This is a genomic window from Vibrio sp. 03-59-1, assembly GCF_013114135.1.
Taxonomy (GTDB): domain Bacteria; phylum Pseudomonadota; class Gammaproteobacteria; order Enterobacterales; family Vibrionaceae; genus Vibrio; species Vibrio cortegadensis.
The window spans coordinates 225729-251103 of record NZ_VTYA01000003.1; the positions used below are offsets into that span (position 1 = coordinate 225729).

Sequence of the window (25375 nt, forward strand, 5' to 3'; positions counted from 1 at the left end):
TTAGCGATATAAAACAGAGCCAGTGGATGATGTATTCTTTACTGGCTTCTGTTTATACATCTCTTCATCGGCATAGTTGACTAAGTCTTGGCTATTGTTTGCGTGATCAGGGTAGATCGCATAACCCATACTTGCTTCGATAGTACAGCTTCCGGTTTTATACGCTATTGGCTGGGAAATGCTCTCTTTGAGCGCATCAATGAGGTTAATGACGGGGTCAGTATCTTCGATGTCATTGAGTATCACAATAAATTCATCGCCACCTAATCGCGCCACAATATCGGACTTTCGTAAGTTCCTTTGAATCCGAGAAGCCACCGATTGTAATACGATATCCCCGACATAATGGCCGAGTTGATCGTTAACCTGTTTAAATTTATCTAAATCAATGAATATTACAGCGATCTTTTGATGATGCCTCTGAGCTAAAGCAATGGACTGTTTTAGGTAGTCTTCCATTAAATAGCGATTTGGAAGACCTGTGAGCTTATCGTGCCCAGCATGGTACTCCGCTTTGGCGATAGCATTGTAAGCGTCGCCTAATTTATTGCCCATTTCAACGACATGGTTTGCTAGGTTATCAAGCTCAGCAAACTTCATCCTTGGTTTCTGCTGCTGATAATTTCCTTGGCCAATACTCTGAACGAGTTTAAGAATGCTGTTTAGTTCAGATACGGACGATTCGCCGATACGAGCGGAGCGGTAAGTGATATAGAAGAAGAAAATAAGATAGAAGAAAAATAGCCCCGCCACCATTAGCCAACCAATGTTTGCCAAATTTTGTTTGATGTCGAAATAGCGACGTTCAATCTGTTTGGATGGCGCAAGAAACACTAACTTCCAATCCGTTCCTGGTACTTGAGCCCAACTCATTATCATTGGGTTGTTTAAAGTGATTAAGGTGGATCCTTGAGGAGTCGAAAGTAATGTAGAGATATACTCTTGGGTTTTTGGGTGTGTTTTTAAATTAAAGCGACTGGGTTTGAATTGGTCCTGATCGATGTGCTGAGTATATTGGTGAGAAGTGAGTTCTTTCAGTGCAAAATCTTTTTCAGCTCTTTCTGGCATTGCGATTATCGATCCATTTTGATCAATAATCATTGCGTAGCCTAACCAACCAATTTGGATATTTAGCATTTCTTTTATTATCGACCTCAAGGTGATATCAACCCCGACAACCGCTTCTAATTTGTCTGGTTCTGCTGTGGAGTAAACAGGGGCTATGGAGGAAATCATCCACCCAGAGCCTGCGGGATCTAAGTAAGCATCTGTCCAAACCGCTTCTCTTTTGGGGTTATGTTTTAAATCTGCCAGGTAGTAAAAGTTAAAATCAATCAAGTCGATTTCGCTTGAGAATGTCGTCAAGGTGTTTATATATGGATAAAGCCGATTGTATGAGTCATAAGTATTGATATACACCTGCTGGATTAGGTCGTTCGAGCCATGAATGGACTTCATTAGTGGGTCGAGGGTGGCGGTCACAGCGACTTTGTCTTTCTGCTCTTTATCTATGGTATTAATCGCGCTGTAGTAAACGGAAGAACCGCCATTATTGTGCGTCGTGTGGTACACACCATCAGGTGATAACGCTAAATTGTCGGCGTATATCTTTGTTGCATCATCACTATTGAGAACCCAACTTGTTTGAGAGGCAAAGATTTTTGTGGCAGCTTGAATGGACGTTAACTGGTGGTCGATTCTTTTCGCCGCTTTTAACGTATGGATTTGAATACTATCGTAAGCGGCATCGACTGCGAGTTGAATAGATTGATCATTACTAATGGTCACGCTAAGCCAGTAAATACAGAGAAAGGTCACTTCAACAAATAGAAAGGGGATTATCGCCGCACGTATGAAGGAACGCCGGACTGTTTTTGGTATTGTTGTGAGCTTTTCTTTTCCAGACATATATGCCTTTAGCTTCGTAATTAGAACTTACATATAAGCGTAGACATATATCCTGTTATTTATATAGATATAGTTAAAAGTTTATGATTATTTTAATGATTTTAATCAAATTATTAACTTTTAGATTATCTGAACTGCCCCGTTTCACTCATAAATTCAAACCCGGCAGAAGCCAGTTTTGATACTAAAGTTAATTTATCAATTTCGAAGTATGCAGTGAGTTTATTTAAGTCCCCAGAGAAGTCATCACGAAGCTTCATGTTGATAATGCTCATGAGCATAATTGGGTCCATTTTTTCAAAATTAGACAGGTTCATATTAATCCTCGAAATCAGAAATTAATAGATTGGCAGCCGCAAAAGCCGCTCGCTCACGAGTTCCTTTCGGTAGTGATTCATCTGCTGCAATGTCGTTTAGTGTTTTCAATACGCAAGTGATTGCTTGCGGAATGTAGCCCTGATCGCCACTGCCAATTTGTGCGTATAGTTCTCTTACTAGATCACAACAATCGTATATTTTCATGGTTTAACCTTCACTAAATGATAACTGGTCTCAATATACACAGTGAGCACTCGAAAAACAAAATCAGATTGTTGTGAGAGTTGTTCTATCTCAAATAGCGGTATGAGTTGGTGGTATTTCCATCAAATTAGGTGTCATATTCGATCAAAGCAATTCAACTGATCCACCATTTATTCACTCATTAACCTGCGACTTATCAACATTCTATTTATCAACCAGCTATTATTAACTTAGCTATTCACTGATTTGCGCGCTCAGTTGAGCAACAAGGTCGGGAGCCAAGTTAAGTTGCTTAGCCAATTCTTGAAGATAAGCATTTTCCATGAAGTTTTGTTCATCAGCCACAAGTAATGACGCTAAGTACACCTCTGCGGCTTCTTCTGGGGAAGAGACAAGGGTTGCAATTTCAGCAGGATCAAGAGGCTTACTAAGTTCCTGCTGTACAAACAAGTTCACACTAGGATCGGCTCCTAACGCCTCCACTGCTTGTTGAATTTGGTGCTGTTCTTGTTCATCAACATGTCCATCCGCTTTAGCTGCGGCGATCATCGCTTGCAGAATCAAGGTATTTTGCTTCTCTTCATTCGTTAGTGAGGTGGAGTGATTTGATGCATCTAAAGAGGTTGATGATGTCTCTAAGGCGCTAGGTGCAGCCTCGGATGCAGATGCTGGCTGGTTAGACTGCCAATCTTTATACACTTTAAATGCAAGCGCTCCTAATGCCGCCGCACTCGTCACACCAATGGCTTTTTTGCCCATTTTTCGAGTTTTTTTGGAGCCCATAAGTAGCCCTAAAATCCCACCTCCGACAGCGCCAGCCCCAAGCGTCGCAAGTTGGCTCTTATCTTTAGTTAATGAATTGAGCGTATTATTACTTGAGCTTGATGCTTGGGATAACTGCTCTTTTCCCTGCTTTACGATGTCAGAATTAAGTGCTTGGTTAAGTAAACTGGTTAGATTCATAAAGTTCCTCCGAATAGTGATACCGTCAGACTAAATGAATGAAGATGAATAGGGGATTAACAGGTGAGAAAGAAAAGCGATCATGGAACTCGACGAGAATAACACTCAATAAAAATAACGCTCAATAAAAAGGGCTGCCATTGTGACAACCCTTTAGAGAAATATAACTCAGATTACTTAAATATGATGGTCTTATTTAAGCTGAGATAATAGATGATCAACAACAGTGTCCATTGCAACTGCGTCTTTATCACCTGTACGACGGTTTTTGTATTCGAAGTTACCTTCGTCCATGCTGCGGTCACCAATAACGATAGTGTGAGGGATACCCACAAGTTCGATATCTTTGAACATAACACCTGGGCGCTCTTTACGGTCATCAAATAATACTTCGATACCTTTGGCCGTTAGATCTGCGTATAGCTTTTCAGCCGCTTGTTTAACGCGCTCAGACTTGTGCATGTTCATTGGAACGATAGCTACTTGGAACGGCGCTAGTGCGTCTGGCCAAGTGATACCGAATTTATCGTGGTTTTGCTCGATAGCAGATGCAACAACACGTGAAACACCGATACCGTAACAACCCATTTCTAGGATTACGCTCTTACCATCAGGACCAAGCACGTTACAGTTCATTGCTTTAGAGTAAGTATTACCTAGTTGGAAGATGTGACCCACTTCGATACCGCGCTTAAGCTGGATAGTACCTTGACCACATGGGCTTGGATCGCCTTCAACAACGTTACGTAGGTCTTCAACTTGAGCAAGCTCAACGTCACGACCCCAGTTGATGCCGAAGTAGTGCTTACCGTCTACGTTTGCGCCAGCGCCGAAGTCGCTCATTACAGCAACAGAGCGGTCAACGATGAATGGTAGCTCTAGGCCAACAGGACCAAGTGAACCAGGACCTGCACCAACAAGTGCACGGATTGCAGCTTCATCAGCCATTTCTAGTGGAGAAGCAACCTGTGGAAGGTTTTCTGCTTTCACTTCGTTAAGCTCATGGTCGCCACGGATAATCAGTGCGATGATATCAGCGTCTACTTCATCAGACGCTTTAACGAATAGAGTCTTAACCGTCTTCTCGATTGCTAGACCGTGTTGTTCTACAAGCTCAGCGATTGTTTTTGCGTTTGGCGTATCAACCAGTTCCATCTCTTGAGTTGGCTCTGCAAGTTCAGCTGTTGGAGCCAGTGCTTCTGCTTTCTCAATGTTCGCTGCGTAATCAGATTCAGAAGAGAATGCGATTAGATCTTCGCCGCTTTCAGCAAGAACGTGGAACTCTTGAGAGCCGCTGCCGCCGATTGCGCCAGAGTCTGCCAATACTGGACGGTACTCAAGGCCCATGCGGTCGAATGCTTTACAGTAAGCATCGTGCATCGCTTGGTAAGACTTTTCTAAGCCTTCTTTGTCGATATCAAAGCTGTATGCATCCATCATAGAGAATTCACGAGCACGCATTACGCCAAAACGAGGGCGGCGTTCATCACGGAATTTAGTCTGGATTTGGTACAGGTTTAGAGGTAGCTGTTTGTAAGAGCTGATCTCGTTACGTACTAGGCTCGTTACCACTTCTTCTGCTGTTGGGCTAAGAACGAATGGACGAGAGTGACGGTCTGTGAAACGAAGTAGCTCAGGCCCCATCTTTTCAGAACGACCAGTCTCTTCCCAAAGCTCAAACGGTTGAACTACGGGCATCAAGATTTCCACGGCACCCGCATTATCGATCTCTTGGCGAACGATATTTTCGACTTTACGCAGTACACGTAGACCAGTAGGTAGCCAAGTATATAAACCTGAAGCTAGCTTACGGATCATACCTGCACGTAGCATCAGCTGGTGACTGATAACTTCTGCGTCGTTTGGAGTCTCTTTCAGAGTAGAAAGAAGGTAGTTACTGGTACGCATTCTATGGTATCCGTTTCATCATTGATAAAAGAAAATTTATTGTGCCTTTGCAGCAATAAATTGAATTGAGCTGAACATGATATCAGCCTAACAGCGATCTCAAAAGTGCTCAATGTGAGTTACTGTTATGAAAAGAGGGCCAACGGTGAATTTTACGTTCAAATCGAACAAATTTACCGCATATTCCTTTTCATCTAGCTTGTTTTTCTTGTAGGCAGGTCGTGGATCTTGCCCAAGCACCTCTTTGATGACTTGGATGATATGCTTCGCCTCGGGATGCTGGTTAAGCTTAGAGATCGCTTGTTCTGAAAAGTTGACTTCTAATATTTCAGGTTCTTCAGCCGCAAAGCCGCCTTCTGCATCTGGTATAGAATCGGAGTAGGGGATGTAGGGCTTAATATCAACAATCGGGGTGCCATTTACGAGATCAACACTGCCGAGATCTAACCAAGTTTGGTTGCCTTGTTGGGTCACGCCCTTTAATTCTACCGCAGACATTCCAATTCCATTGGGGCGAAATGTAGCTCGTGAGGCAAACACGCCAATTCGCTCATTTCCCCCTAAACGTGGTGGCCGAACGGTTGGTTTCCATCCTGCCGCTAAGTTTTTATCGAATAGAAACAGTAGCCAGATATGGCTAAATTGCTCGATACCACGAACCGATTCGGGCGAATTGGCCTCTCCCATCAGTTTGATTCTTGCGGTCGCACTTGGAGTCAGACGCGGTTGGCGTGGTACGGCAAATTTTTCTTGGTAAGGGCTTTGAATGACGCCTATTGGTTCAATTGGATACATGGCTTTTTACTGTTTTAAGTATTCGAATAGTAATTATGTTATCGCTTGGCAAGGATTCGGTCTAAATGGTTGGCAAACTCGCGGCGATCGGTTTGAGATAAAGTGCTTGGTCCACCGGTTTGAATACCGCTTGAACGCATGGTATCCATAAAATCTCGAATATTAAGTCGGGCTTTAATGGTCTCTTTTGTATATAGCTCACCACGGGAACTGAGTGCTTGGCCACCCTTGGTAATGATTTCATCTGCGAGTGGAATATCAGAGGTGATCACTAAGTCACCAACTTCTGTACGCCTCACAATTTCATTATCAGCTATATCAAAACCACTTGGGACTTGGAGCGAATGAATATTGGCGCGTTTTGGTACAGGGACGACATGGTTGGCAACAAAGGTGCACTCTACGCCAGTTCTTTCCGCTGCTCGAACGATAGTTTCTCTAATTACTTTTGGACACGCGTCGGCATCAACCCAAATCTTCATTGGTCAGTATTCCTATTTATTTTCTTGGTTTTCTAATGCTTCGATACGAGCTGTTAGTGCCTTTACTTGAGCCTCTAACTGCGCGATCTTATCTTGTGTGGAATCTGCTGTTTGAGCTATTTCCACTTTAGGTACTCGATGATTATTTTTCCAACTTTTGATAGTCGTAATTAATGCTGGCATCGGAACCGGAGAACTTAAACGAGCCTTGACGATGGCAACAGTTGGTTCTTTTCCTTGTTCTTTCAATGTTTGCAGCACGTTTTCAAGCTCTGCCGATATATCTTTAGTTAACATTTGAACCCTCATCGTTGGTTTGAGTGCATGCTACTATTTTTGCTTGGATTAGGCGAATCCGTTCATTATTGGGTTGTGATTGTAGCGGTACTTTTGATAAATGGGAAAATAAGAGATTGCTTGTAAGAGATCGCTTACAAAGGTGTAAGTAAAAGTGATTTTACCCATGCGATATGGTTAATGATTTTACCATAACCTGTTGATTAATATGAATTATGTATTTTTTGAATGATTTGAGATAATTTAATATTGCTCAAGGTCCATTGAGATGGTGCTAAAAAAGCGTAAATTAGACCTTGTCGAAAGGGAAGCGGCACGGAACAGGAAACAACCACGGATTTGGTTATCTTCTAGGATGAAGATTTGATTATTCAGGACGAGTAATCAGCATGGAGCGAAGGACATTGTACGGACGCAACAGTCGATAGGATATTGGCTGCAAAGGAATGACAATGGACACCTTTAGGATAAAGGTTAGGACCAACATCAGGATGATGTAAGGGATACCGCTCAAGGAACAAGTGACGTGAGTTAGCTAGGATTTGCTAACTGTCAGGATGACTAGGACACCGCTAGGATGGCGAAGTAAAGGAAAGAGCTGAAAGAATCAGCCACTATTACGGACGATGCATGGAGCATAAACAAGTAGCCGGATCGCTGCGGGTAAGACTACAGCCCTGATACCTCGGTATCAGGGCTTTCTTATATTCCAACGTTTTTTGTTCCGTGGTCAATGTTTTATCCCGAATGGTATGAGAAAATTTCGGAACTGATACAAGGAATGTAAAATGACGATTGCGACCACCAGAACTCTGCTCACCCCATACACAGAGACCCTAGAAGCTGACTTTGTAATTTTGAATTGCAATGCGATTAATCGCGCTCAAATGAATGGAGCACACTCCGTTTCGTCAGCAAAAAAACTATTTCAAACCGTGCTTAATGACCCATCATTATACGCAATGGCGGTACTGGATAATAAAAACCGAGACTATTTAGGGCATGTGTTTTTACAGCATTCTGATGATGGTCTTGCGGAGTTGGGGTTTATTTTTGATCGTTCTCACTGGGGGAAAGGCATTGGATTTGAAGCGCTTAAAGCTTTTCTATCGAAAGCGTGTTGGGAGCTTTCATTAATGGAAGTGTATGCAACGGTTAATGTTGGACATCAACCGTCGATACGTATACTTGAAAAATTAGGGTTTAAACAAGGCGCAGTGAAATCTGATATTCATGGACCATATTATGAGTACCGATTTACATCCGATGCGGTGGTAAGTGAAACTGCATAGGACGAAAGCCGACCATGGTTAATTGACCTTGGTAGCAATCATCTCCAAGCGCTGAAAACTCAAAATTGTAGACAGTATGCCAGCGCCAATTGCCTTGAGGTGTTTTTAGCTTATGGCCACCAAACGCAACACTAACCATTTGAAGTTCTAACTGCTCACACTTCCTTGTTACGGCTGCTTTTGCGAGTTCTGATTGCCTTCTCTGTTGCCAGAAAAGAAAGCACCCAAAACTGAGCAGTAGTATCGACAGTAGATCTCCGATCATGAAATTCCCTCTATGATTTTGTCGCTTTTTGCAGATTCATTAACGCAGAGCCTAGTTCTTGAGATGGATTGGAATGAAGAAGCGGTAACATGACCATTCTTAATTCTGGCAACATCACTAGATCTGCAAATAATTGATTAAATAGAGCCTGATTGCCACTTTGAGCTAATCTTAGTAAATATTTTTCTGCGGTTTTGCTTTCTGACAAAGCCTGCCATGTTCTACCTGCTATTGCGATTAACACTTCAGGATGACTCAACCTTGGGCTTGCTAAGATACCGTCAATGATTGGCTGGTATATATTTTTGCTAGTACCCGATAATGCTCGAGCATAAGCCGAGAGTAGAAATAGATCAGGATCTTGAGAATCAATTTGTTGCTGTGCTAACTCTTGGATTTTTAGCGCTAACTTTTCAGGTAGTGTCGAGTGCTCTAAAGCTCCCAGTACACCATATAGTGGTTCATTTGCGATATGTGCCAGTGCTTTTCGTATCATTAAACCGTTCTGATCACGATCTAATCGGGCACAAATATCAGTAATGCCTTGAAGTCCAACGGTTTGCCAATTTGTCCAGCCTAAACCACCTGAGAAGTAATGTTGGGCGTGTTCATAATATTGGCTCGTCGCAAGGTTTAAGTGAGCTCTGACTTGGCTGTGAAAAACGGCCATCTTGTCATCGGCGGGTTTAAACGTATAAGGGTTATTCGCTAGCTTATCTTGCTGCTCTTCTGTCATATTGCTATTGATACGACTTCCCATCGCTTCGATAACATATTTCAGGAAATTACCTACTTCAGCTTGCTCTAGAAGGCCTCGCTCGTCTAAAGAGAACTTCAGAAACCAAATCCATGGCTGATTATTGTCATTCCAGTAAGCGATTCCGATGTGCGCATGTCTTTGACTTGGAAATGGGTACGGCTGTTTGCCCGCCTCAACATTTTCGAATTGTTGGCTGTCGATGGTTTGAATTCGGCGACCTAAATCAAAAATCTTATACTGACATTGGCTATCTTGTAACAATTGACTAAGGGTGTGAATGGTTTCCATGGGCAATAAGGTCCTAACTTTCTTTACTCAATAGATGGTACTCTATGGCACAATTTCAAGGTTAGTAAACAAAATAACTTGGTGAACAATGACCACAGCGGCAAAGATAACGATTATTTTAAATGAATTGGAACATCAGATGCACAAGTTGGGTGTCTGGCAGGCGACAAAACCAACCGATGACGATTTAGCCAGTCGGGAACCTTTTTCTATTGATACATTACAACCTGAGCAATGGTTACAGTGGATTTTTATTGCCAAAATTCGTCAACTCATTGAGTTAAATCAGCCGTTACCGAAAGGCTTTGAAATGTCGCCTTATTTCTCGGAAGTGTGGAAAGAGCGCCAAGAAATGCAGCCTCTTCTATTATTAATTGAATCGATAGAAAAGGCTTGTCAGTAATGCTCGATATTATTTTTCAAGATGAATACTTTGTTGCGGTCAATAAGCCAGCGGGTATGTTAGTGCACCGTTCATGGCTTGATAAGCATGAAACTCAATTTGTCATGCAAACGCTGCGTGATCAAATCGGGCAACATGTTTTTCCTCTGCACCGATTGGATAGACCGACATCTGGCGTGTTGGTTTTTGCACTTTCTAGTGAGGTCGCCTCACAAGTGATGCCAATGTTTGCCAATCATGAAATGCAGAAGACCTACCACGCTATTGTTCGAGGCTGGATCGAAGAGGGAGACACTCTCGATTACCCTTTGAAAGTGGAACTGGATAAAATTGCAGATAAGTTTGCGAAAGAGGATAAAGAGCCTCAAGAAGCCGTTACTGCCTATGAGCCGTTAGCTAAAGTTGAAATTCCGTATTCAACGGGGCGCTTTCCTACGAGTCGCTACGGGCTAGTTGAAATGGCTCCAAAGACAGGGAGAAAGCATCAACTTCGTAGGCATATGGCCCATTTAAGGCACCCTATTGTCGGTGATACGTCTCATGGTGATGGGAAGCATAATAAACTTTTTCGAGAGAATTTAGAGTCGCACCGTTTATTACTTCACGCTTCAGAGCTGCGTTTTATTCACCCATTCACTCACCAAGAGTTGGTATTAAAGGCGAAGTTCGATGAAACATGGTTGGCGTTGTTTGAACGATTTGAGTGGCAAGATATTCTTGAGAAGCTAGAAGCTAGAAGCTAGAAGCTAGAAGCTAGAAGCTAAAGATTAAAGTATAAAAGGGCGAGGCACCGTGGTGTGACTCGCCCTTTTTCAGTTTCAAATAAGGTTATTTTAATTTTTCTAAGTCAGCTTCAATCTCAGAGATTTTACTCGATACGACTTTTTCAAGGTGACGTAAGTCGGTGAGGATCTTCTGTTTTACGTCGAGCTCTGGCGCTTTAATTGGTTTGGTGATTTTGTTCAATTCATCAATCACCAAGGTTAGATTTCTATTAATCTCCGTGACTTCTTTGTATTGATGGCTTCCGCTGTCGACCAGTACATTCTTAATTTGACGCGGATATTTGAATTTTACACTTTTAGCAAAAAGCTCACCTTTCTGTTTATGAAAATAGATCTTCAAAACATCTTTGTGAGCTTCTTGACGAAGGGAATAACGCTCAATTTGTTTAGGGTCTTGAATGCCTAAACCAGTGAGGTTTGGATACATAAGTTACCTCTATAATTAACATCAGTGATATAAACCAATGTAGCAGCCTAACTGTGTGGTAGATAGATGATCTTTAGGCTTGAGTGATAAGTTGTGGGCAAGATCGCGATTAATTTTTCATCTTAATCTCGCTCACAACGTACGCATAAAAATATTAGGGACTAACTGGGGGCAAGTTGTGAAACATTGAGAATCAGTTTCTCTCTTAATACCTCTTTTTGCTGGTCACTCAATCGACCACCATCACTGGTTAAGATAAAGAGATCTTCTGCTCGCTCCCCAATTGTGGTGATTTTTGCGCCATGTAAGCTGATATTAAGTTCAGAAAAAGTGGCACCAACCTTGGCGAGTAGCCCAGGAGTATCAAGCGCAACAAATTCCATCAAGGTGCGTTTTTTACTTTTAGTTGGTAGAAAATCAACTCTGGTTTTTACTTTGAAATGTTGAAGGTTTCTTGGGGCGCGGCGTACTTTTATTTTTGTAGGGCGGCCATCTTCAAGTACATGAACTAAGTGTTTCACCACGGCTTTGTGGCGAGATTCATCAATGGCTTGTCCATGTTGATCGAGAACCATGAATGTATCGATGACATAGCCATCTTTACTGGTCATCACTTGTGCGTCATGCACGTTAAAATTACGCCTATCTAATTCCGCTACAACCGTGGCAAACAGTGCTGGTTGATCTTTACAGTAAACGAAAACTTCTGTTCCGCCCCTTGTTGGCTTTTTGCTGATAAGGATCAGAGGTTCATCTGGGTTCTCTTGTCTGAGTAAATTCTCACAATGCCATGCGATTTGCTTATGGGTGTGGCGTAGAAAATAATCCGCTTTAAACCGCTGCCATAGAACTTCTATTTGCCTTGGGCTAAAGTTCTCTTTACGTAGAAGGGCAGATGCGAGTTGCTGGTTGTGGCGGATTCTATCTCTAATATCGACAGGGTTCTCTAATCCGCGTCTTAATGCGCGTTGAGTTGAGTGGAACAGCTCAGCAAGAAGCGTGCGTTTCCAACTGTTCCAAAGTTCAGGGTTGGTAGCACAAATATCGGCTACGGTTAAACAGACTAAGAACTCTAAGGACTCTTCATCGCGTACTTTTTTGGCAAACTCAGTGATCACTTCGGGATCGTATATATCACGTCTTTGCGCGGTAACCGACATGAGAAGGTGATTTTGAACTAACCAAGAGACTAACTTCGCTTCGGGCTTCGATAGACCGTGCTCGATGCAAAAATTATAAGCTTCAACCGCGCCAATTTCAGAATGATCCCCTCCGCGGCCTTTACCAATATCATGGAAAATGGCCGCAAGAATTAGCAACTCTTTCTTCTGGATTCGAGGATACACCTCACAGCAGATCGGGTGCTTATCTCTATTTTTCGCGTAACTGAACTGATTAATATGTTTGAGCAATCGCATGCTGTGCTCATCTACCGTGTAGACATGAAAAAGATCAAATTGCATTTGACCGACAATCTGACTCCATTGCGGTAGGTAGGCAGAAAGAACCCCTAAACGGTGCATTAAACGAAAGGCTTTATGTAATGCGTTAGGGTGACGAACAAGATCCATGAACTTTTCGCGTGCTGCGGGAATGGTATGCAAAAATTTATTTAAGCGACGTCGAGCGGTTCGTAACTGACGAAGAGTTGGGGGGCTGACTCCATCAATGGTTGAATCATTCGCAATATGAATAAACATATCTAAGATGGTTTCAGGTCTGGCTTGGAACAGTGCTGGCTTTCTTGCTTCAATGAGTGAGCCTCGGCGCTGGAAGTCATTGTCTAATATTTCAGGCTCAGACGTTTCCCCTCCATTTAAAATGACCTGATCAAACAGTTTGAGCAGCATTTTATTGAGCTCAGAAACCCGTCTTAACGTTCGATAAAACTCTTTCATCATCTTTTCGACGGCGACATTGCCTTCACCGACAAAGCCTAAATTTTCTGCGACGTGAGCCTGATGGGCAAATGTGAGTCGGTTGTCGTAACGTTTTAATTCGCTGTGCAGTGCGAAGCGAACACGCCATAAGAAATCTTGGCACTCAACCAACTCGCGATATTCTGCATCGGTCAGAAATCCAAAACGGCTCATTTCCAGTAGTGATGTTGCGCCAAAGTGCCGGCGAGCAACCCAACTGAGAGTATGGATATCTCTTAAGCCACCTGGTGTCGATTTGATGTCGGGCTCTAAGTTATAAGTGGTATCGTGAAAACGAGCATGACGTTGCCTTTGCTCTTGGATTTTTGCTTTGTAAAAGACTTCGCTCGGCCAGAATGATTCAGAATGTACTCGTAATTTTAATGCTTGAAACGTCTCTTCGCTGCCACACAGAAGTCGAGACTCTTGTAAGTTTGTTGCGACAGTTAAATCCTCACGGCCAATGTCATTACACTCATCAACCGTCCGAACGGCATGGCCAACTTCGAGCTTTAAATCCCATAACAGAGTAATGAACTCACTGATTTGAACGCCAAGCGCATCGGGTAGTTTATGCTTGGAGACAATGAGGATATCAATATCAGAAAGAGGGTGAAGCTCACCTCTACCATAACCACCTACGGCAACTAAACTTAAATTTGGTCGTTCATAGAAGCCAAAATGACGCCATAATCGTGTCAGCAACAGATCCATATATTCTGCACGAGCGAGGACTAAATCGTTTATTGGGTGCTGGTTGAGAAACTCTTGCTTTTGGTAGCAAGTGAAAATATCGAGCTGCTCTTTTAGTTCAAAGACTTGAAGCTGCTCATCGCTAAAAGTGAGTGGTGATTGATAAGGCATTGTCTGCAATCCATGCAAGAAAAGTAGAATAAAACTAATCTACCAGAATATAGGGCTAGATAAAAAAATATCCCCGATTGACGGAGATATTTCAAAAAAACAGATTCGATGTCGTTAGCTAATAATTAGTTAACTAGCAGTCGTGGAATGGTGTCTTCGCTACGAAGTGTCAGTACTTCACAACCCGTTTCGGTTACGAGAAGAGTATGTTCCCATTGCGCTGAGTTTTTGTTATCAGCGGTGTAAACTGTCCAACCATCTTCATCATCAAGACGGCAACCAAATTTACCTGCATTGATCATTGGTTCAATAGTAAAAATCATTCCAGCTTTTAAAACTGTGCGATCACTGTTTTTGTAGTGAACCACTTGCGGATCTTCATGGAACTCAGCACCAATACCATGTCCACAATAGTCTTTTACGATCGAGAATTTAGCGCGAGGGTTATTTTTATTGTTGGTCTTGATGTATTTTTCAATCGCAGTACCAATTTTACCTAACTGAACACCAGGTTTCACTTGGCGCATACCTTCATACAATGCTTCTTGAGCAACCATACATAGGCGCTTGTTAACGGCTGATACATCACCCACAAGGAACATCTTAGAAGTATCACCATGGTAACCAGTAGGACGTACGCTTAGGTCCGCATTTTCGTCATCAGGGATGATTACGGTAATGTCAACGTTGAGAATATCACCATCTTTTAATACTGCAGGTTTGATTTGACCATTAACGACAACATCTTCTTCTGCAGGGATGCCGTGACACACAATGTGGTTGATTGACGTACAGATAGATTTAGGAAAACCGTGATAATTAAGAGGGGCAGAGTAGGCACCTTTCGCAAGCGCGTATTCATGACAGATGGTGTTTAACTCTTCTGTCGTCGTACCCACTTGAATATGAGGTTCAATCATTTCTAAAATTTCTGCTGCAAGTTTGCCCGCAACGCGCATTTTTTCTATTTCTTCAGCTGTTTTGATTTTTACAGACATTGGCTTTCTCTATTATCTATTTTCAGATGCCTTAAGATGGCTATAGCCGCTATTCTATCAGTGAGACACGGAAGCGCAATTGAAATCCGTTTTCATTTAGATTTTGTTCGCCCAATTTGACTAAGGAAATTGGCTTTTTACTGGAAATTTATAATCAAACTATGGTATAAAGCGCGCCGGGAACAAAGACTGTTATCTCCTGTTTGGCGAAGCAGCTTTGACCTATACTTAATTATCTTTAAATCACACACATTTCGACACATGTTCCGGGGTGCTTCAACTTCATTAACTCAGGTTAATAGGTTAGGGGTCGGATGCATGGGGAATGTGGAGGCCTAACCCCATAGAGGATTTTAAAATGGCAACTGTATCAATGCGCGATATGCTTAAAGCTGGTGTTCACTTCGGTCACCAAACTCGTTACTGGAACCCAAAAATGAAGCCATTCATCTTTGGTGCTCGTAACAACGTTCATATCATCAACTTAGAAAAAACTGTACCAATGTTCAACGAAGCTCTTACTGAGCTTGCTAAAGTTGGCGAGAAAAAAGGTAAAGTTCTTTTCGTTGGTACTAAGCGCGCTGCATCTGAAGCTGTTAAAGAAGCTGCTATCAACAGCAACCAGTTTTACGTTAACAACCGCTGGTTAGGCGGTATGCTAACAAACTACAAAACTGTTCGTCAGTCTATCAAGCGTCTGAAAGAACTTGAAGCGCAAGCTCAAGACGGTACTTTCGACAAGCTTACTAAGAAAGAAGCTCTAATGCGTACTCGCGAAATGGAGAAGCTAGAGAAATCTCTTGGTGGTATCAAAAACATGGGCGGCCTACCTGACGCTCTATTCGTAATTGATGCAGATCACGAACACATCGCAGTTAAAGAAGCAAACAACCTAGGTATCCCAGTTTACGCTGTTGTTGATACTAACTCTAACCCAGACGGCGTTGACTTCATCATTCCTGGTAATGACGATGCAATCCGTGCGGTACAGCTTTACCTAAACGCTGCTGCTGATTCGGTTAAAGAAGGTCGTAACAAAGATGTTGCTGCTATCACTGCTGAAAAAGATGGTTTTGTAGAAGCTGCTGAATAATAGCGACTCCAACCATTACTTAGTTTTGGAAGACAGAGTTTTAGTGAACCCTCGTTTTAATAGAAACTAAGTTATAGTTAGCATCAGGGGCCCTCTATTTGGCCCCTGATTTTTACCTTATTTTAGAATCAACCGAGGAATCGAGAATGGCAACTGTAACTGCTGCTCTAGTAAAAGAACTTCGTGAACGCACAGCTGCGGGCATGATGGAATGTAAAAAAGCACTTGTTGCTGCTGAAGGCGACATTGAGCTAGCGATTGAAAACATGCGCAAATCTGGCGCAGCTAAAGCAGCTAAAAAAGCGGGTAACGTTGCTGCTGAAGGTACAATCCTAATTAAAGAAGAAGCAGGTGTTGCTGCTATTCTTGAAGTTAACTGCCAAACTGACTTCGTAGCAAAAGATGCAGGTTTCCTTGCATTTGCTAATGAAGTAGCAGAAGTAGCATTAGCTGAGCGCCTAGATATCGCAGCTCTTCAAGCTAAATTTGAAGAAGCACGTATCGCGCTAGTAACTAAAATCGGTGAGAACATCAGCATTCGTCGTGTTGAATTCATCGAAGGCGCTAAAGTTGGTTCTTACCGCCACGGCGACCGTATCGGTGTTGTTGTAGCTGGTGAAGCTGACGAAGAAACTATCAAGCACGTTGCTATGCACGTTGCTGCGTCTAAGCCTGAGTTCCTAACTCCTGCTGACGTACCTGCTGATGTAGTTGCTAAAGAGAAAGCGGTTCAAGTTGAAATCGCAATGAACGAAGGCAAACCACAAGAAATCGCAGAAAAAATGGTTATCGGCCGCATGAAGAAGTTTACTGGTGAAGTATCACTAACTGGTCAAGCTTTCATCATGGAACCTAAGCAAACTGTTGGCGATATTCTTAAAGCTAAAGGTGCTACAGTAACTGACTTCATTCGTTTAGAAGTTGGTGAAGGCATCGAGAAAGCTGCAGAAATGAGCTTTGCTGATGAAGTTGCAGCGGTACAAAAAGGTTAATCCTTAGTGTATTGCTAATGAAAAGACCGTGGCCATTGCTGCGGTCTTTTTATGACTGCTGTACCCATTTTATTAATTGTCATGATTTGGTATTTCGTTTCATTTTTAGAGATGATGAAAGTGTTCAGAGTATTAAATCATGACTGTTAATTAACTACTCTCTTTGGAAGGTATACTTCATGACTACGAACCCTAAACCAGCATATCAACGTATTCTGCTTAAACTTAGCGGCGAAGCCCTTCAAGGCGAAGAAGGATTTGGTATCGATGCAACGATACTTGATCGTATGGCTCAAGAGATAAAAGAGCTTGTGGAGCTAGGTGTTCAAGTTGGTGTGGTTATCGGTGGCGGTAACCTTTTCCGTGGTGCTGGTCTGGCTGAAGCGGGTATGAACCGCGTTGTTGGTGATCACATGGGTATGCTTGCAACCGTAATGAACGGCTTAGCAATGCGTGATGCTTTACACCGTGCATATGTGAACGCACGTGTAATGTCTGCAATCCCACTGAAAGGTGTATGTGACGATTACAACTGGGCAGATGCAATTAGCCAACTTCGTCAAGGTCGCGTTGTGATCTTCTCGGCAGGAACGGGTAACCCATTCTTCACTACAGATTCTGCTGCATGTTTACGCGGTATTGAAATTGAAGCGGATATCGTTCTAAAAGCGACAAAAGTTGATGGCGTATTTACAGCAGACCCTGTAGCCAACCCTGAAGCAGAGTTGTATCATACGCTTTCTTACAACAGCATTCTTGAGAAAGAGCTGAAGGTTATGGACTTAGCGGCATTTACACTAGCACGTGACCATAAAATGCCTATTCGTGTATTTAATATGAACAAACCAGGCGCATTACGTCGCGTGGTAATGGGTGAAGCAGAAGGCACGCTAATTAGCGATGCTGAGTAATTATAAAATTACAAATCAAATGGTTTGTATTTTATAGTCATCCTATTCATTCTTTTTAGTACGTATTCATCAAAGCGTATTCTTTAAGAAAAATTATTTAAGGTGAAATTGTGATTAACGAAATCAAAAAAGACGCGCAAGAGCGCATGGAAAAAAGTGTAGAATCACTACGTAACAGCCTACTTAAGATCCGTACAGGCCGTGCGCATCCAAGCCTTCTGTCTGGCATCTCTGTAGAGTACTACGGTGCAATGTCGCCACTAAACCAAGTGGCTAACGTCATCGCTGAAGACGCGCGTACGCTGTCTATTACTGTATTTGATAAAGAGCTTACTCCTCTTATCGAAAAAGCAATCATGAAATCTGATCTAGGTTTAAACCCTATGTCAGCGGGTACCGTTATCCGTGTACCACTTCCACCACTAACAGAAGAACGCCGTAAAGATTTAGTAAAAATCGTTCGTGGCGAAGCTGAAGGTGGTCGTGTTGCTATTCGTAACATCCGTCGTGACGCAAACGGTGATCTTAAAGCGCTTCTTAAAGACAAAGAAATTTCAGAAGATGAAGACCGTCGTGCACAAGACGAAATTCAAAAGCTAACAGATGCTGCTGTTAAGAGTGTTGATGACGTTCTAGCAGTTAAAGAAAAAGAGTTGATGGAAGTATAACCAATACTTACAACTTTATGATTGGTAAGGCGCTGAGCTCGCAGCACAGCGCCTTTTTTTATGCTAGTCTGTCCAATCTTGACGATGGTACGTAAATTAACTTCATATGCAAAATTCTCAGAACTTCACAGACTCCCTTCCAAAACATATCGCTATCATTATGGATGGTAATGGCCGCTGGGCTAAATCTCATGGAAAGCCTCGTGTTTTTGGCCATAAAAAAGGGGTGAGTGCCGTAAGAAAAACGATATCAGCAGCAAGTAAGCTGAAAATTGAAGCGGTGACTTTATTTGCATTTAGTAGTGAGAATTGGCGTCGACCTGAAGAAGAGGTTGGCTTGCTTATGGAATTGTTTATTACTGTATTATCGAGTGAAATAAAGAAACTCCATAAAAACAATTTAAAGCTGCGCATTATTGGTGATAAAAGCCGATTTAGTGCTCGTTTGCAAAAGAAAATCATTGAAGCTGAAGAGTTAACCGCAAACAATACAGGTATGGTGGTTAATGTCGCGGCCAATTATGGCGGTAAGTGGGACATCACAGAAGCCATGAAGTCTATTGCCACTCAAGTCGCTGAAGGGAAATGTAGCGTAAGTGATATTGATGAGGATATGATCTCTCAACATCTCACTATGGCCGATATTCCAGAAGTAGACTTATTGATTAGGACAAGTGGCGAATGTCGCATAAGTAATTTTATGCTTTGGCAACTCGCTTATGCAGAGATGTTTTTTACCGAAGAATTTTGGCCAGACTTTGATGAAGATAGTTTGGTTGAAGCTGTAACTTGGTTTGTCAATCGAGTTCGACGTTTTGGTTGTACTGATGACCAGGTTAAAGCATTGATGGAAGAAAAATAAGGATTATAAAGTTTGAAACAACGAATCATTACCGCGTTGATTTTAGCTCCTCTAGTTATTTTAGGAATTTTTGAATTATCGCTCCCGCTATTTATGTTAGCACTAGCTGTGATCACACTACTAGGATTTTGGGAGTGGACGCAATTTGTAGAACATAAATCTCGTTATATGGCATTAATCCCATCCGTTATTATTGGTGCCGCAAGTTATGCCTTACTGCCTACCGATGCTGATAGCTTGAACTCCCTCTCTAGTTTGCACTTTTCAATTTTAGCTGTTGGCTCTATCTGGTGGATTATCGCGAGCGGTTTAGCGATAACCTACCCTAAATCGGCAGCTGGTTGGCAAGGCTCTAATGTCTTACGTCATGTGTTTGGGTTACTGACATTACTTCCTTTTTTTTGGAGTGTCGTGATTCTACGTGCCGAAGATATCTCTACTGATCCATACCACGGCGCTAAGCTTGTTATGTTTGTTTGCTTTTTAGTATGGGCGGCTGATAGTGGCGCTTATTTCTCAGGCAAAACATTTGGCAAAAGAAAGATGGCTCCCGCAGTAAGCCCTAATAAAACGATTGAAGGTTTATTGGGAGGCATTATTGCAGCGCTACTGGTTGGCTGGGGCTTCTCAATTTGGTTTGATATCCAATTTGCAACGCCTTTACACATGATTGTGATCACGCTTATTACGGTTGTCATTTCAGTACTAGGTGATTTAGTAGAAAGTATGTTTAAACGTGTATCAGGAGTTAAAGATAGCAGTAATATCATTCCTGGGCATGGTGGCATCCTTGATCGCATTGATAGCTTAACCGCTGCCTTCCCTGTATTTGCTCTTCTGTACTATATATTTTAATAACGTTTTATTTTAGTGATTAAGGCAAGGTCATTCTTGCCTTTTTCTCGCAACTAACGGTCTATACGCAATGCGAAATTTAACTATTCTCGGCGCAACGGGTTCAATTGGCACTAGTACCCTCAAGGTTGTAGAGCAAAACCCTGAACATTTTTCAGTTGTTGCTCTGGCTGCCGGAACCAATGTAGAGAAAATGCGTCAGCTGTGTGAAAAGTGGCGACCAAAATATGCAGTGATGGCGAGTGATGATGCTGCCAAGTTATTAAAAGAACAGCTATTAACATTAAAAATCTCAACTCAAGTACTGTCAGGCTTGGAAGGGATGAATCATATTGCTTCATTTGATGAAGTGGATACGGTGATGGCGGCTATCGTTGGCGCTGCTGGACTTATCCCTACTATGGCGGCGGTACAAGCGGGTAAGCGAGTGTTGTTAGCGAATAAAGAAGCTCTGGTGATGTCAGGTCAACTCTTTATTGATGCGGTAGACAAATTTGGCGCAGAATTATTGCCAGTTGATAGTGAACATAATGCTATCTTCCAATGCTTACCTAGTGAGATCCAAACTAACTTAGGTCGATGTAACCTCGAACAGAGTGGAGTTGATAACATACTACTGACCGGATCCGGTGGTCCATTTCGTTACACTGATGTTAGTGAATTAAGTGCAGTTTCTCCAGCGCAGGCTATTGCTCATCCTAACTGGGCGATGGGGCCGAAAATCTCGGTTGATTCTGCGACAATGATGAACAAAGGTCTTGAGTATATTGAAGCTAAATGGCTGTTTAATGCCTCCAAAGAGCAGCTGAAAGTAATTATTCATCCTCAATCTGTCATTCACTCAATGGTTCAATATAAAGATGGCTCGGTGTTAGCTCAGATGGGTGAACCGGACATGTCGACACCTATTGCTCTGACAATGTCCTACCCTCAGCGTGTGGATGCTGGTGTCAAAGCGCTCGATTTTACTAAAGTGGGGCAGTTGACCTTTCTTGAACCAGATTTCGATCGTTACCCTTGTTTAAAACTTGCGATTGATGCGTGTTATGAAGGGCAATATGCCACCACCTCATTAAACGCAGCCAATGAAGTCGCCGTTGACGCATTTTTGAATAACACACTTAAATTTACGGACATTGCAGCCGTTAATGAAGCTGTATTGTCTAAGGTCTGCGCGACTAACACATCTCATTCCATAGATAGCTTGGAAAGCCTACTTGAGCTAGATAGAATGGCTCGAATATTTGCTTTAGAAGCCACTCGTGAGCGTAAATTATGATTGATATATTATGGAACTTCGGTTCATTTATCATTGCTTTAGGCATCTTGGTGGCTGTGCACGAGTATGGGCACTTCTGGGTAGCCCGCCGCTGCGGCGTAAAAGTGGAAAAATTTTCAATTGGTTTTGGTAAATCAATCTGGAGAAAAATGGGTAAAGATGGGACCGAATATAGCCTTTCAATGATCCCATTAGGCGGGTACGTAAAAATGCTCGACTCTCGTGTTGATGAAGTGCCTGAAGACCAAAAACAGTACGCGTTCGATCAAAAAGCATTATGGAAGAGGAGCGCGATTGTTGGCGCTGGTCCTGCTTTTAATTTTGTGTTCGCGATTTTTGCTTACTGGTTGGTGTTTTTAATTGGTATTCCAGCGGTTAAGCCCGTAGTCGGTGAAGTTATTCCAAATTCAATTGCGGCGCAGTCAGGCATTGAACGTGGAATGCAATTTCAGTCGATCGACGGTGTTAGAACTCTTGACTGGGAATCAGTGAATATGGGATTAATTTCTCATATCGGTGATGATGTGATGACAGTCACGCTTACGCCAGTTGATGGTGTTGGTTACGAAGAAGTGAAGACTCTCGACATTCGAGAATGGAACTTTAACCCAGAAACTGAGTCTGCTATGAGGGCACTTGGTTTTTCTCCGTTTACGCCTGAGATAACGCCTGTACTGGTTAACGTATCAGAAGACGGGGCAGGTGCTCGAGCTGGGCTGATCGCAGGTGATAAGTTTGTGCGAGTCAATGATGTCATCGTTGAGGACTGGCAGCAGATTGTAGAGGCGATACGCCAAAGTCCGAATAAAGTGGTGGCTTTAGAGATCGAACGAAATGGTGTGGTTCTTCCTATTGTGTTAGAACCAGATAGCAAAAAGATTTCCAAGGATAAAGTGATTGGTTTTGCGGGTATTGCACCGAAAGTCGCAGAATGGCCGCAAAGTTATCGATTTGAGCTGAAATATGGTGTATTTGAATCGATAGAAAAGGCGTTTGATAAAACAGGGCAAATTATAAGCTTGACGATCAGCATGCTTAAGAAGCTGGTTGTTGGTGATGTAGGCCTCGATAATTTAAGTGGGCCGATATCGATAGCAAAAGGAGCAGGAGCAACCGCTGATTATGGCATTGTTTACTTCCTTGGGTTTTTAGCATTAATCAGTGTGAATTTAGGGATCATTAATTTGGTTCCATTGCCTATGTTAGATGGTGGGCATTTGCTGTTTTTCGCAATTGAAGCCGTAACCCGACGCCCGGTGCCAGAAAAGGTACAAGAGATGGGGTATAGAGTCGGAGGAGCTATCATCTTCTCATTGATGGCGTTAGCAATATTTAATGATTTTACTCGTTTATGATTTTTAAATCGTAATCAAAAGCAGTAGCAAGGAATAGTTAGAATAAATATGGCGATTAAGCAGATTCTATTCGCAACGTTGTTGGCAACTAGCGTGTCAGCGAATGGCGCAGAAAATTTTGTCGTTCAAGACATAAAAATCGAAGGATTACAGCGTGTGGCTCTCGGTGCCGCATTATTGAAGATGCCTGTTCGTATTGGCGACTCTGTTGACTCACAAGACGTATCGGAAATTATTCGAGCGCTTTATGCTTCAGGTAACTTTGAAGATGTAAAAGTATTACGTGATAACGATGCTTTAGTCATCCAAGTCAAAGAGCGCCCGACCATTGCCAGCATCTCATTTTCTGGTAATAAAGCGATTAAAGAAGAGCAGCTTCAGCAGAACTTGGATGCATCTGAGGTTCGTGTGGGTGAAGCTTTAGATCGCACTACGCTAAGCAATATTGAGAAAGGTTTAGAAGATTTTTACTACAGTGTTGGTAAATATAATGCGACGGTAAAAGCGGTTGTAACCCCACTTCCTCGCAATCGTTCTGACCTTAAATTTGTTTTCACCGAAGGTGTTTCCGCTAAAATTCAACAGATAAACTTTATTGGTAATGAAGTTTATAATGATGAAGAGTTACTTTCTCGATTTAATCTGAACGTAGATATTGAGTGGTGGAACTTCCTATCTGATGATAAGTACCAGAAGCAGATTCTTGCTGGTGATTTAGAAGCATTGAAGTCTTACTACCTTGACCGAGGGTATTTGAAGTTTAAGCTTGATTCGACACAGGTTGCCATCTCCCCAGATAAGAAAGGTGTCTATATTACGCTTGGCTTAGAAGAGGGCGAAGCCTATACCGTTAAGGATATAAATTTCCGTGGTGACCTTGTAGGTAAAGAGGCTGAGTTTACCGCTTTAAATCCTTTTGAAGCTGGCGAAGTGTATAACGGTTCTCGAGTGACGGAATTAGAGGAAGGGGTTAAACGTATTTTAGGGGAGGCGGGTTACGCTTATCCTCAAGTTCGTACTATTCCTGAATTTGATGATGAAACCAATGAAGTGTCACTTATTATCAATGTTGATGCGGGTAGTCGAATTTATGTTCGAGACATCCGATTCACGGGAAATAACGCCACAAAAGACGAAGTTTTACGTCGTGAAATGCGCCAAATGGAAGGCAGTTGGTTAAACTCAAAATCGATTGATACGGGTAAAGCACGTTTGAACCGTCTTGGTTACTTCGAAACGGTTGATGTTCAAACGGTTCGTGTTCCAGGAAGCGAAGATCAAGTCGATTTAGTGTACAACGTTAAAGAAGCCAACTCGGGTAGTGTTAACTTCGGTGTAGGCTACGGTACTGAGTCTGGTATAAGTTTCCAAGTCGGTCTACAGCAGGATAACTTTGCCGGTAGTGGTAATCGAGTCGGCATCAGTGCCATGATGAATGACTATCAGAAAAATATCAGCTTAGAGTACCGTGACCCATACTGGAACCTTGATGGTGTGAGTCTAGGTGGTAAAGTTTTCTACAATGAATTTGAAGCTTCTGAAGCGGGTATTGTTGACTATACCAATGAAAGTTACGGTACGAGCTTAACGTGGGGTTTCCCGTTTGATGAGCTCAACCGTGTCGAATTTGGTATTGGTTATACGCATAATAAGATTTCAAACTTAGATGCCTATGTACAAATTGAGCAGTTTTTACAAGCGCAAGCCGATAACATGAACTCTGACGGTAGCTTGGTGACCAATGATTTTGATCTCAATATTTCATGGACACGCAACAATTTAAACCGAGGGTATTTCCCGACGGAAGGTAACCATCAACGAGCATTTTTCAAGGCAACGGTACCGGGCTCTGATGTTCAGTATTTTAAAGCTCAGTATGATGTGAAACAGTACATACCTTTAACCAAAAAGCATGAATTTACGCTCTTGATGCGTGGTCGTTTAGGTTACGGTAATGGTTATGGTCAAACGAATGGTAATGATAACTTATTCCCATTCTATGAGAACTACTACGCGGGCGGCTTTACCACTTTACGTGGTTTTGGTTCGAACTCCGCCGGGCCTAAAGCTGTTTATAATGAAGGTGTAGGTAATAACCCTAATTATAAAGCGACAGATGACTCTGTCGGTGGTAACGCGGTGGCATTGGCAAGTATTGAGCTGATCGTACCAACACCATTTGCATCGGATGAAGTACGAAATCAAATCCGTACTAGCGTATTCTTCGATATGGCAAGTGTATGGGATACCGAATTTGATTACCGTAAAGCGAGTGCTGACATGCCTGGTGGCGCTTACTACTACGACTATTCAGACCCAACAAATTATCGTTCGTCGTATGGCGCTGCGTTGCAGTGGATGTCTCCTATGGGGCCATTAGTATTCTCAGTCGCGAAGCCGGCTAAATCTTTTGAAGGTGATGATGAAGAGTTCTTCACTTTCACTATTGGTAGAACATTCTAAATTTTAAGGAATATATTTTGA

At 42.4% G+C, this 25375-nt stretch carries 25 protein-coding genes; 12 read left to right on the forward strand and 13 right to left on the reverse strand.

The window, feature by feature from the left end; translation table 11 throughout:
* The 8 genes from F0249_RS04465 to F0249_RS04500 form a co-directional block, all read right to left on the reverse strand.
* Nucleotides 1-1788: a diguanylate cyclase gene (locus F0249_RS04465; RefSeq protein ID WP_171755986.1), complete on the reverse strand. Its 1788-nt coding sequence runs from the start codon at nucleotides 1786-1788 to the stop codon at nucleotides 1-3.
* A 245-nt stretch (nucleotides 1789-2033) separates the two neighbouring features.
* Complete coding sequence (locus F0249_RS04470) at nucleotides 2034-2225, reverse strand: DUF4250 domain-containing protein (protein ID WP_113799055.1); 192 nt, start codon at nucleotides 2223-2225, stop codon at nucleotides 2034-2036.
* Between the two features lies 1 nt (nucleotide 2226).
* On the reverse strand, nucleotides 2227-2430 hold the full coding sequence (locus F0249_RS04475) for a YaeP family protein (RefSeq protein WP_017053999.1): 204 nt from the start codon (nucleotides 2428-2430) through the stop codon (nucleotides 2227-2229).
* A 234-nt stretch (nucleotides 2431-2664) separates the two neighbouring features.
* Nucleotides 2665-3393 carry a tellurite resistance TerB family protein gene (locus F0249_RS04480; RefSeq protein WP_171755987.1) on the reverse strand — a complete coding sequence of 243 codons (729 nt, stop codon included), beginning with the start codon at nucleotides 3391-3393 and terminating at the stop codon, nucleotides 2665-2667.
* Nucleotides 3394-3585: 192 nt separating this feature from the next.
* Nucleotides 3586-5301 (reverse strand): proline--tRNA ligase, encoded by a 1716-nt coding sequence (locus tag F0249_RS04485; RefSeq protein ID WP_171755988.1) that lies wholly within the window; start codon nucleotides 5299-5301, stop codon nucleotides 3586-3588.
* 99 nt (nucleotides 5302-5400) lie between these two features.
* Nucleotides 5401-6096: a tRNA (N6-threonylcarbamoyladenosine(37)-N6)-methyltransferase TrmO gene (tsaA, locus tag F0249_RS04490; protein WP_171755989.1), complete on the reverse strand. Its 696-nt coding sequence runs from the start codon at nucleotides 6094-6096 to the stop codon at nucleotides 5401-5403.
* 38 nt (nucleotides 6097-6134) lie between these two features.
* A complete protein-coding gene (locus F0249_RS04495; RefSeq protein ID WP_113799051.1) occupies nucleotides 6135-6578 on the reverse strand; it encodes a YaiI/YqxD family protein in 444 nt (147 codons plus the stop codon).
* A 12-nt stretch (nucleotides 6579-6590) separates the two neighbouring features.
* Entirely contained in the window at nucleotides 6591-6875 is a 285-nt protein-coding gene (locus tag F0249_RS04500) for a hypothetical protein (RefSeq protein ID WP_171755990.1), read from the reverse strand.
* A 788-nt stretch (nucleotides 6876-7663) separates the two neighbouring features.
* Between F0249_RS04500 and F0249_RS04505 the strand changes: the two genes are divergently transcribed.
* Entirely contained in the window at nucleotides 7664-8167 is a 504-nt protein-coding gene (locus F0249_RS04505) for a GNAT family N-acetyltransferase (RefSeq protein ID WP_017053993.1), read from the forward strand.
* Here F0249_RS04505 and F0249_RS04510 read toward each other — a convergent pair.
* Nucleotides 8133-8432 carry a DUF3301 domain-containing protein gene (locus tag F0249_RS04510; RefSeq protein WP_113799049.1) on the reverse strand — a complete coding sequence of 100 codons (300 nt, stop codon included), beginning with the start codon at nucleotides 8430-8432 and terminating at the stop codon, nucleotides 8133-8135. The two genes, F0249_RS04505 and F0249_RS04510, sit on opposite strands and share 35 nt — an antisense overlap.
* A 10-nt stretch (nucleotides 8433-8442) precedes the next feature.
* Nucleotides 8443-9480 (reverse strand): DUF3549 family protein, encoded by a 1038-nt coding sequence (locus tag F0249_RS04515; RefSeq protein ID WP_171755991.1) that lies wholly within the window; start codon nucleotides 9478-9480, stop codon nucleotides 8443-8445.
* Nucleotides 9481-9568: 88 nt separating this feature from the next.
* Here F0249_RS04515 and F0249_RS04520 point away from each other — a divergent pair, with 88 nt between their 5' ends.
* Nucleotides 9569-9883 carry a YqcC family protein gene (locus F0249_RS04520; protein ID WP_017053990.1) on the forward strand — a complete coding sequence of 105 codons (315 nt, stop codon included), beginning with the start codon at nucleotides 9569-9571 and terminating at the stop codon, nucleotides 9881-9883.
* A complete protein-coding gene (gene truC, locus F0249_RS04525; RefSeq protein WP_171755992.1) occupies nucleotides 9883-10626 on the forward strand; it encodes a tRNA pseudouridine(65) synthase TruC in 744 nt (247 codons plus the stop codon). The genes F0249_RS04520 and truC overlap by 1 nt, the downstream gene beginning before the upstream one ends.
* Nucleotides 10627-10711: 85 nt before the next feature.
* Here the strand turns inward: truC and F0249_RS04530 are convergent, their stop codons facing one another.
* The 3 genes from F0249_RS04530 to map form a co-directional block, all read right to left on the reverse strand.
* A complete protein-coding gene (locus tag F0249_RS04530) occupies nucleotides 10712-11095 on the reverse strand; it encodes a DUF3461 family protein (protein WP_171755993.1) in 384 nt (127 codons plus the stop codon).
* A 161-nt stretch (nucleotides 11096-11256) separates the two neighbouring features.
* Nucleotides 11257-13878, reverse strand: coding sequence for a bifunctional uridylyltransferase/uridylyl-removing protein GlnD (gene glnD / locus F0249_RS04535; protein ID WP_171755994.1), 2622 nt, complete (start codon nucleotides 13876-13878; stop codon nucleotides 11257-11259).
* A 125-nt stretch (nucleotides 13879-14003) separates the two neighbouring features.
* Nucleotides 14004-14876, reverse strand: coding sequence for a type I methionyl aminopeptidase (map, locus tag F0249_RS04540; protein ID WP_017053986.1), 873 nt, complete (start codon nucleotides 14874-14876; stop codon nucleotides 14004-14006).
* A 358-nt stretch (nucleotides 14877-15234) separates the two neighbouring features.
* On the opposite strand from map, the gene rpsB reads away from it, so the two are divergent.
* From rpsB to bamA, 9 genes are all read left to right on the forward strand, one after another.
* Nucleotides 15235-15969 (forward strand): 30S ribosomal protein S2, encoded by a 735-nt coding sequence (rpsB, locus tag F0249_RS04545; protein WP_017053985.1) that lies wholly within the window; start codon nucleotides 15235-15237, stop codon nucleotides 15967-15969.
* A 146-nt stretch (nucleotides 15970-16115) separates the two neighbouring features.
* On the forward strand, nucleotides 16116-16961 hold the full coding sequence (gene tsf / locus F0249_RS04550) for a translation elongation factor Ts (RefSeq protein WP_113799041.1): 846 nt from the start codon (nucleotides 16116-16118) through the stop codon (nucleotides 16959-16961).
* A 179-nt stretch (nucleotides 16962-17140) separates the two neighbouring features.
* On the forward strand, nucleotides 17141-17872 hold the full coding sequence (gene pyrH, locus F0249_RS04555) for a UMP kinase (RefSeq protein WP_017053983.1): 732 nt from the start codon (nucleotides 17141-17143) through the stop codon (nucleotides 17870-17872).
* Nucleotides 17873-17982: 110 nt separating this feature from the next.
* Nucleotides 17983-18540, forward strand: coding sequence for a ribosome recycling factor (frr, locus tag F0249_RS04560; protein WP_017053982.1), 558 nt, complete (start codon nucleotides 17983-17985; stop codon nucleotides 18538-18540).
* Nucleotides 18541-18646: 106 nt separating this feature from the next.
* Nucleotides 18647-19402, forward strand: a complete 756-nt coding sequence (locus F0249_RS04565) for an isoprenyl transferase (protein WP_017053981.1) — start codon at nucleotides 18647-18649, stop codon at nucleotides 19400-19402.
* 12 nt (nucleotides 19403-19414) lie between these two features.
* Nucleotides 19415-20257, forward strand: coding sequence for a phosphatidate cytidylyltransferase (locus F0249_RS04570; RefSeq protein ID WP_171755995.1), 843 nt, complete (start codon nucleotides 19415-19417; stop codon nucleotides 20255-20257).
* A 70-nt stretch (nucleotides 20258-20327) separates the two neighbouring features.
* Entirely contained in the window at nucleotides 20328-21536 is a 1209-nt protein-coding gene (ispC, locus tag F0249_RS04575) for a 1-deoxy-D-xylulose-5-phosphate reductoisomerase (RefSeq protein ID WP_113799039.1), read from the forward strand.
* The gene (gene rseP / locus F0249_RS04580) at nucleotides 21533-22891 is read left to right on the forward strand and encodes a sigma E protease regulator RseP (protein ID WP_171755996.1); all 1359 of its coding nucleotides are present in this window, start codon (nucleotides 21533-21535) and stop codon (nucleotides 22889-22891) included. Before ispC ends, rseP begins: the two co-directional genes overlap by 4 nt.
* Nucleotides 22892-22939: 48 nt before the next feature.
* Complete coding sequence (gene bamA / locus F0249_RS04585) at nucleotides 22940-25354, forward strand: outer membrane protein assembly factor BamA (protein ID WP_136995478.1); 2415 nt, start codon at nucleotides 22940-22942, stop codon at nucleotides 25352-25354.
* The last annotated feature ends 21 nt before the right edge of the window (nucleotides 25355-25375 follow it).

Excerpts from the sequence above, each read along its gene's own strand:
- F0249_RS04470 (WP_113799055.1), bottom strand. The coding sequence starts at position 2,225 with ATGAACCTGTCTAATTTTGAAAAAATGGACCCAATTATGCTCATGAGC.
- pyrH (WP_017053983.1), top strand. The coding sequence starts at position 17,141 with ATGACTACGAACCCTAAACCAGCATATCAACGTATTCTGCTTAAACTT.
- F0249_RS04530 (WP_171755993.1), bottom strand. The coding sequence starts at position 11,095 with ATGTATCCAAACCTCACTGGTTTAGGCATTCAAGACCCTAAACAAATT.
- tsf (WP_113799041.1), top strand. The coding sequence starts at position 16,116 with ATGGCAACTGTAACTGCTGCTCTAGTAAAAGAACTTCGTGAACGCACA.
- F0249_RS04485 (WP_171755988.1), bottom strand. The coding sequence starts at position 5,301 with ATGCGTACCAGTAACTACCTTCTTTCTACTCTGAAAGAGACTCCAAAC.
- F0249_RS04510 (WP_113799049.1), bottom strand. The coding sequence starts at position 8,432 with ATGATCGGAGATCTACTGTCGATACTACTGCTCAGTTTTGGGTGCTTT.
- F0249_RS04515 (WP_171755991.1), bottom strand. The coding sequence starts at position 9,480 with ATGGAAACCATTCACACCCTTAGTCAATTGTTACAAGATAGCCAATGT.
- map (WP_017053986.1), bottom strand. The coding sequence starts at position 14,876 with ATGTCTGTAAAAATCAAAACAGCTGAAGAAATAGAAAAAATGCGCGTT.
- F0249_RS04475 (WP_017053999.1), bottom strand. The coding sequence starts at position 2,430 with ATGAAAATATACGATTGTTGTGATCTAGTAAGAGAACTATACGCACAA.
- bamA (WP_136995478.1), top strand. The coding sequence starts at position 22,940 with ATGGCGATTAAGCAGATTCTATTCGCAACGTTGTTGGCAACTAGCGTG.
- rseP (WP_171755996.1), top strand. The coding sequence starts at position 21,533 with ATGATTGATATATTATGGAACTTCGGTTCATTTATCATTGCTTTAGGC.
- F0249_RS04495 (WP_113799051.1), bottom strand. The coding sequence starts at position 6,578 with ATGAAGATTTGGGTTGATGCCGACGCGTGTCCAAAAGTAATTAGAGAA.
- rpsB (WP_017053985.1), top strand. The coding sequence starts at position 15,235 with ATGGCAACTGTATCAATGCGCGATATGCTTAAAGCTGGTGTTCACTTC.
- F0249_RS04500 (WP_171755990.1), bottom strand. The coding sequence starts at position 6,875 with ATGTTAACTAAAGATATATCGGCAGAGCTTGAAAACGTGCTGCAAACA.
- F0249_RS04565 (WP_017053981.1), top strand. The coding sequence starts at position 18,647 with ATGCAAAATTCTCAGAACTTCACAGACTCCCTTCCAAAACATATCGCT.
- F0249_RS04505 (WP_017053993.1), top strand. The coding sequence starts at position 7,664 with ATGACGATTGCGACCACCAGAACTCTGCTCACCCCATACACAGAGACC.
- F0249_RS04520 (WP_017053990.1), top strand. The coding sequence starts at position 9,569 with ATGACCACAGCGGCAAAGATAACGATTATTTTAAATGAATTGGAACAT.
- truC (WP_171755992.1), top strand. The coding sequence starts at position 9,883 with ATGCTCGATATTATTTTTCAAGATGAATACTTTGTTGCGGTCAATAAG.
- F0249_RS04480 (WP_171755987.1), bottom strand. The coding sequence starts at position 3,393 with ATGAATCTAACCAGTTTACTTAACCAAGCACTTAATTCTGACATCGTA.
- glnD (WP_171755994.1), bottom strand. The coding sequence starts at position 13,878 with ATGCCTTATCAATCACCACTCACTTTTAGCGATGAGCAGCTTCAAGTC.
- tsaA (WP_171755989.1), bottom strand. The coding sequence starts at position 6,096 with ATGTATCCAATTGAACCAATAGGCGTCATTCAAAGCCCTTACCAAGAA.
- ispC (WP_113799039.1), top strand. The coding sequence starts at position 20,328 with ATGCGAAATTTAACTATTCTCGGCGCAACGGGTTCAATTGGCACTAGT.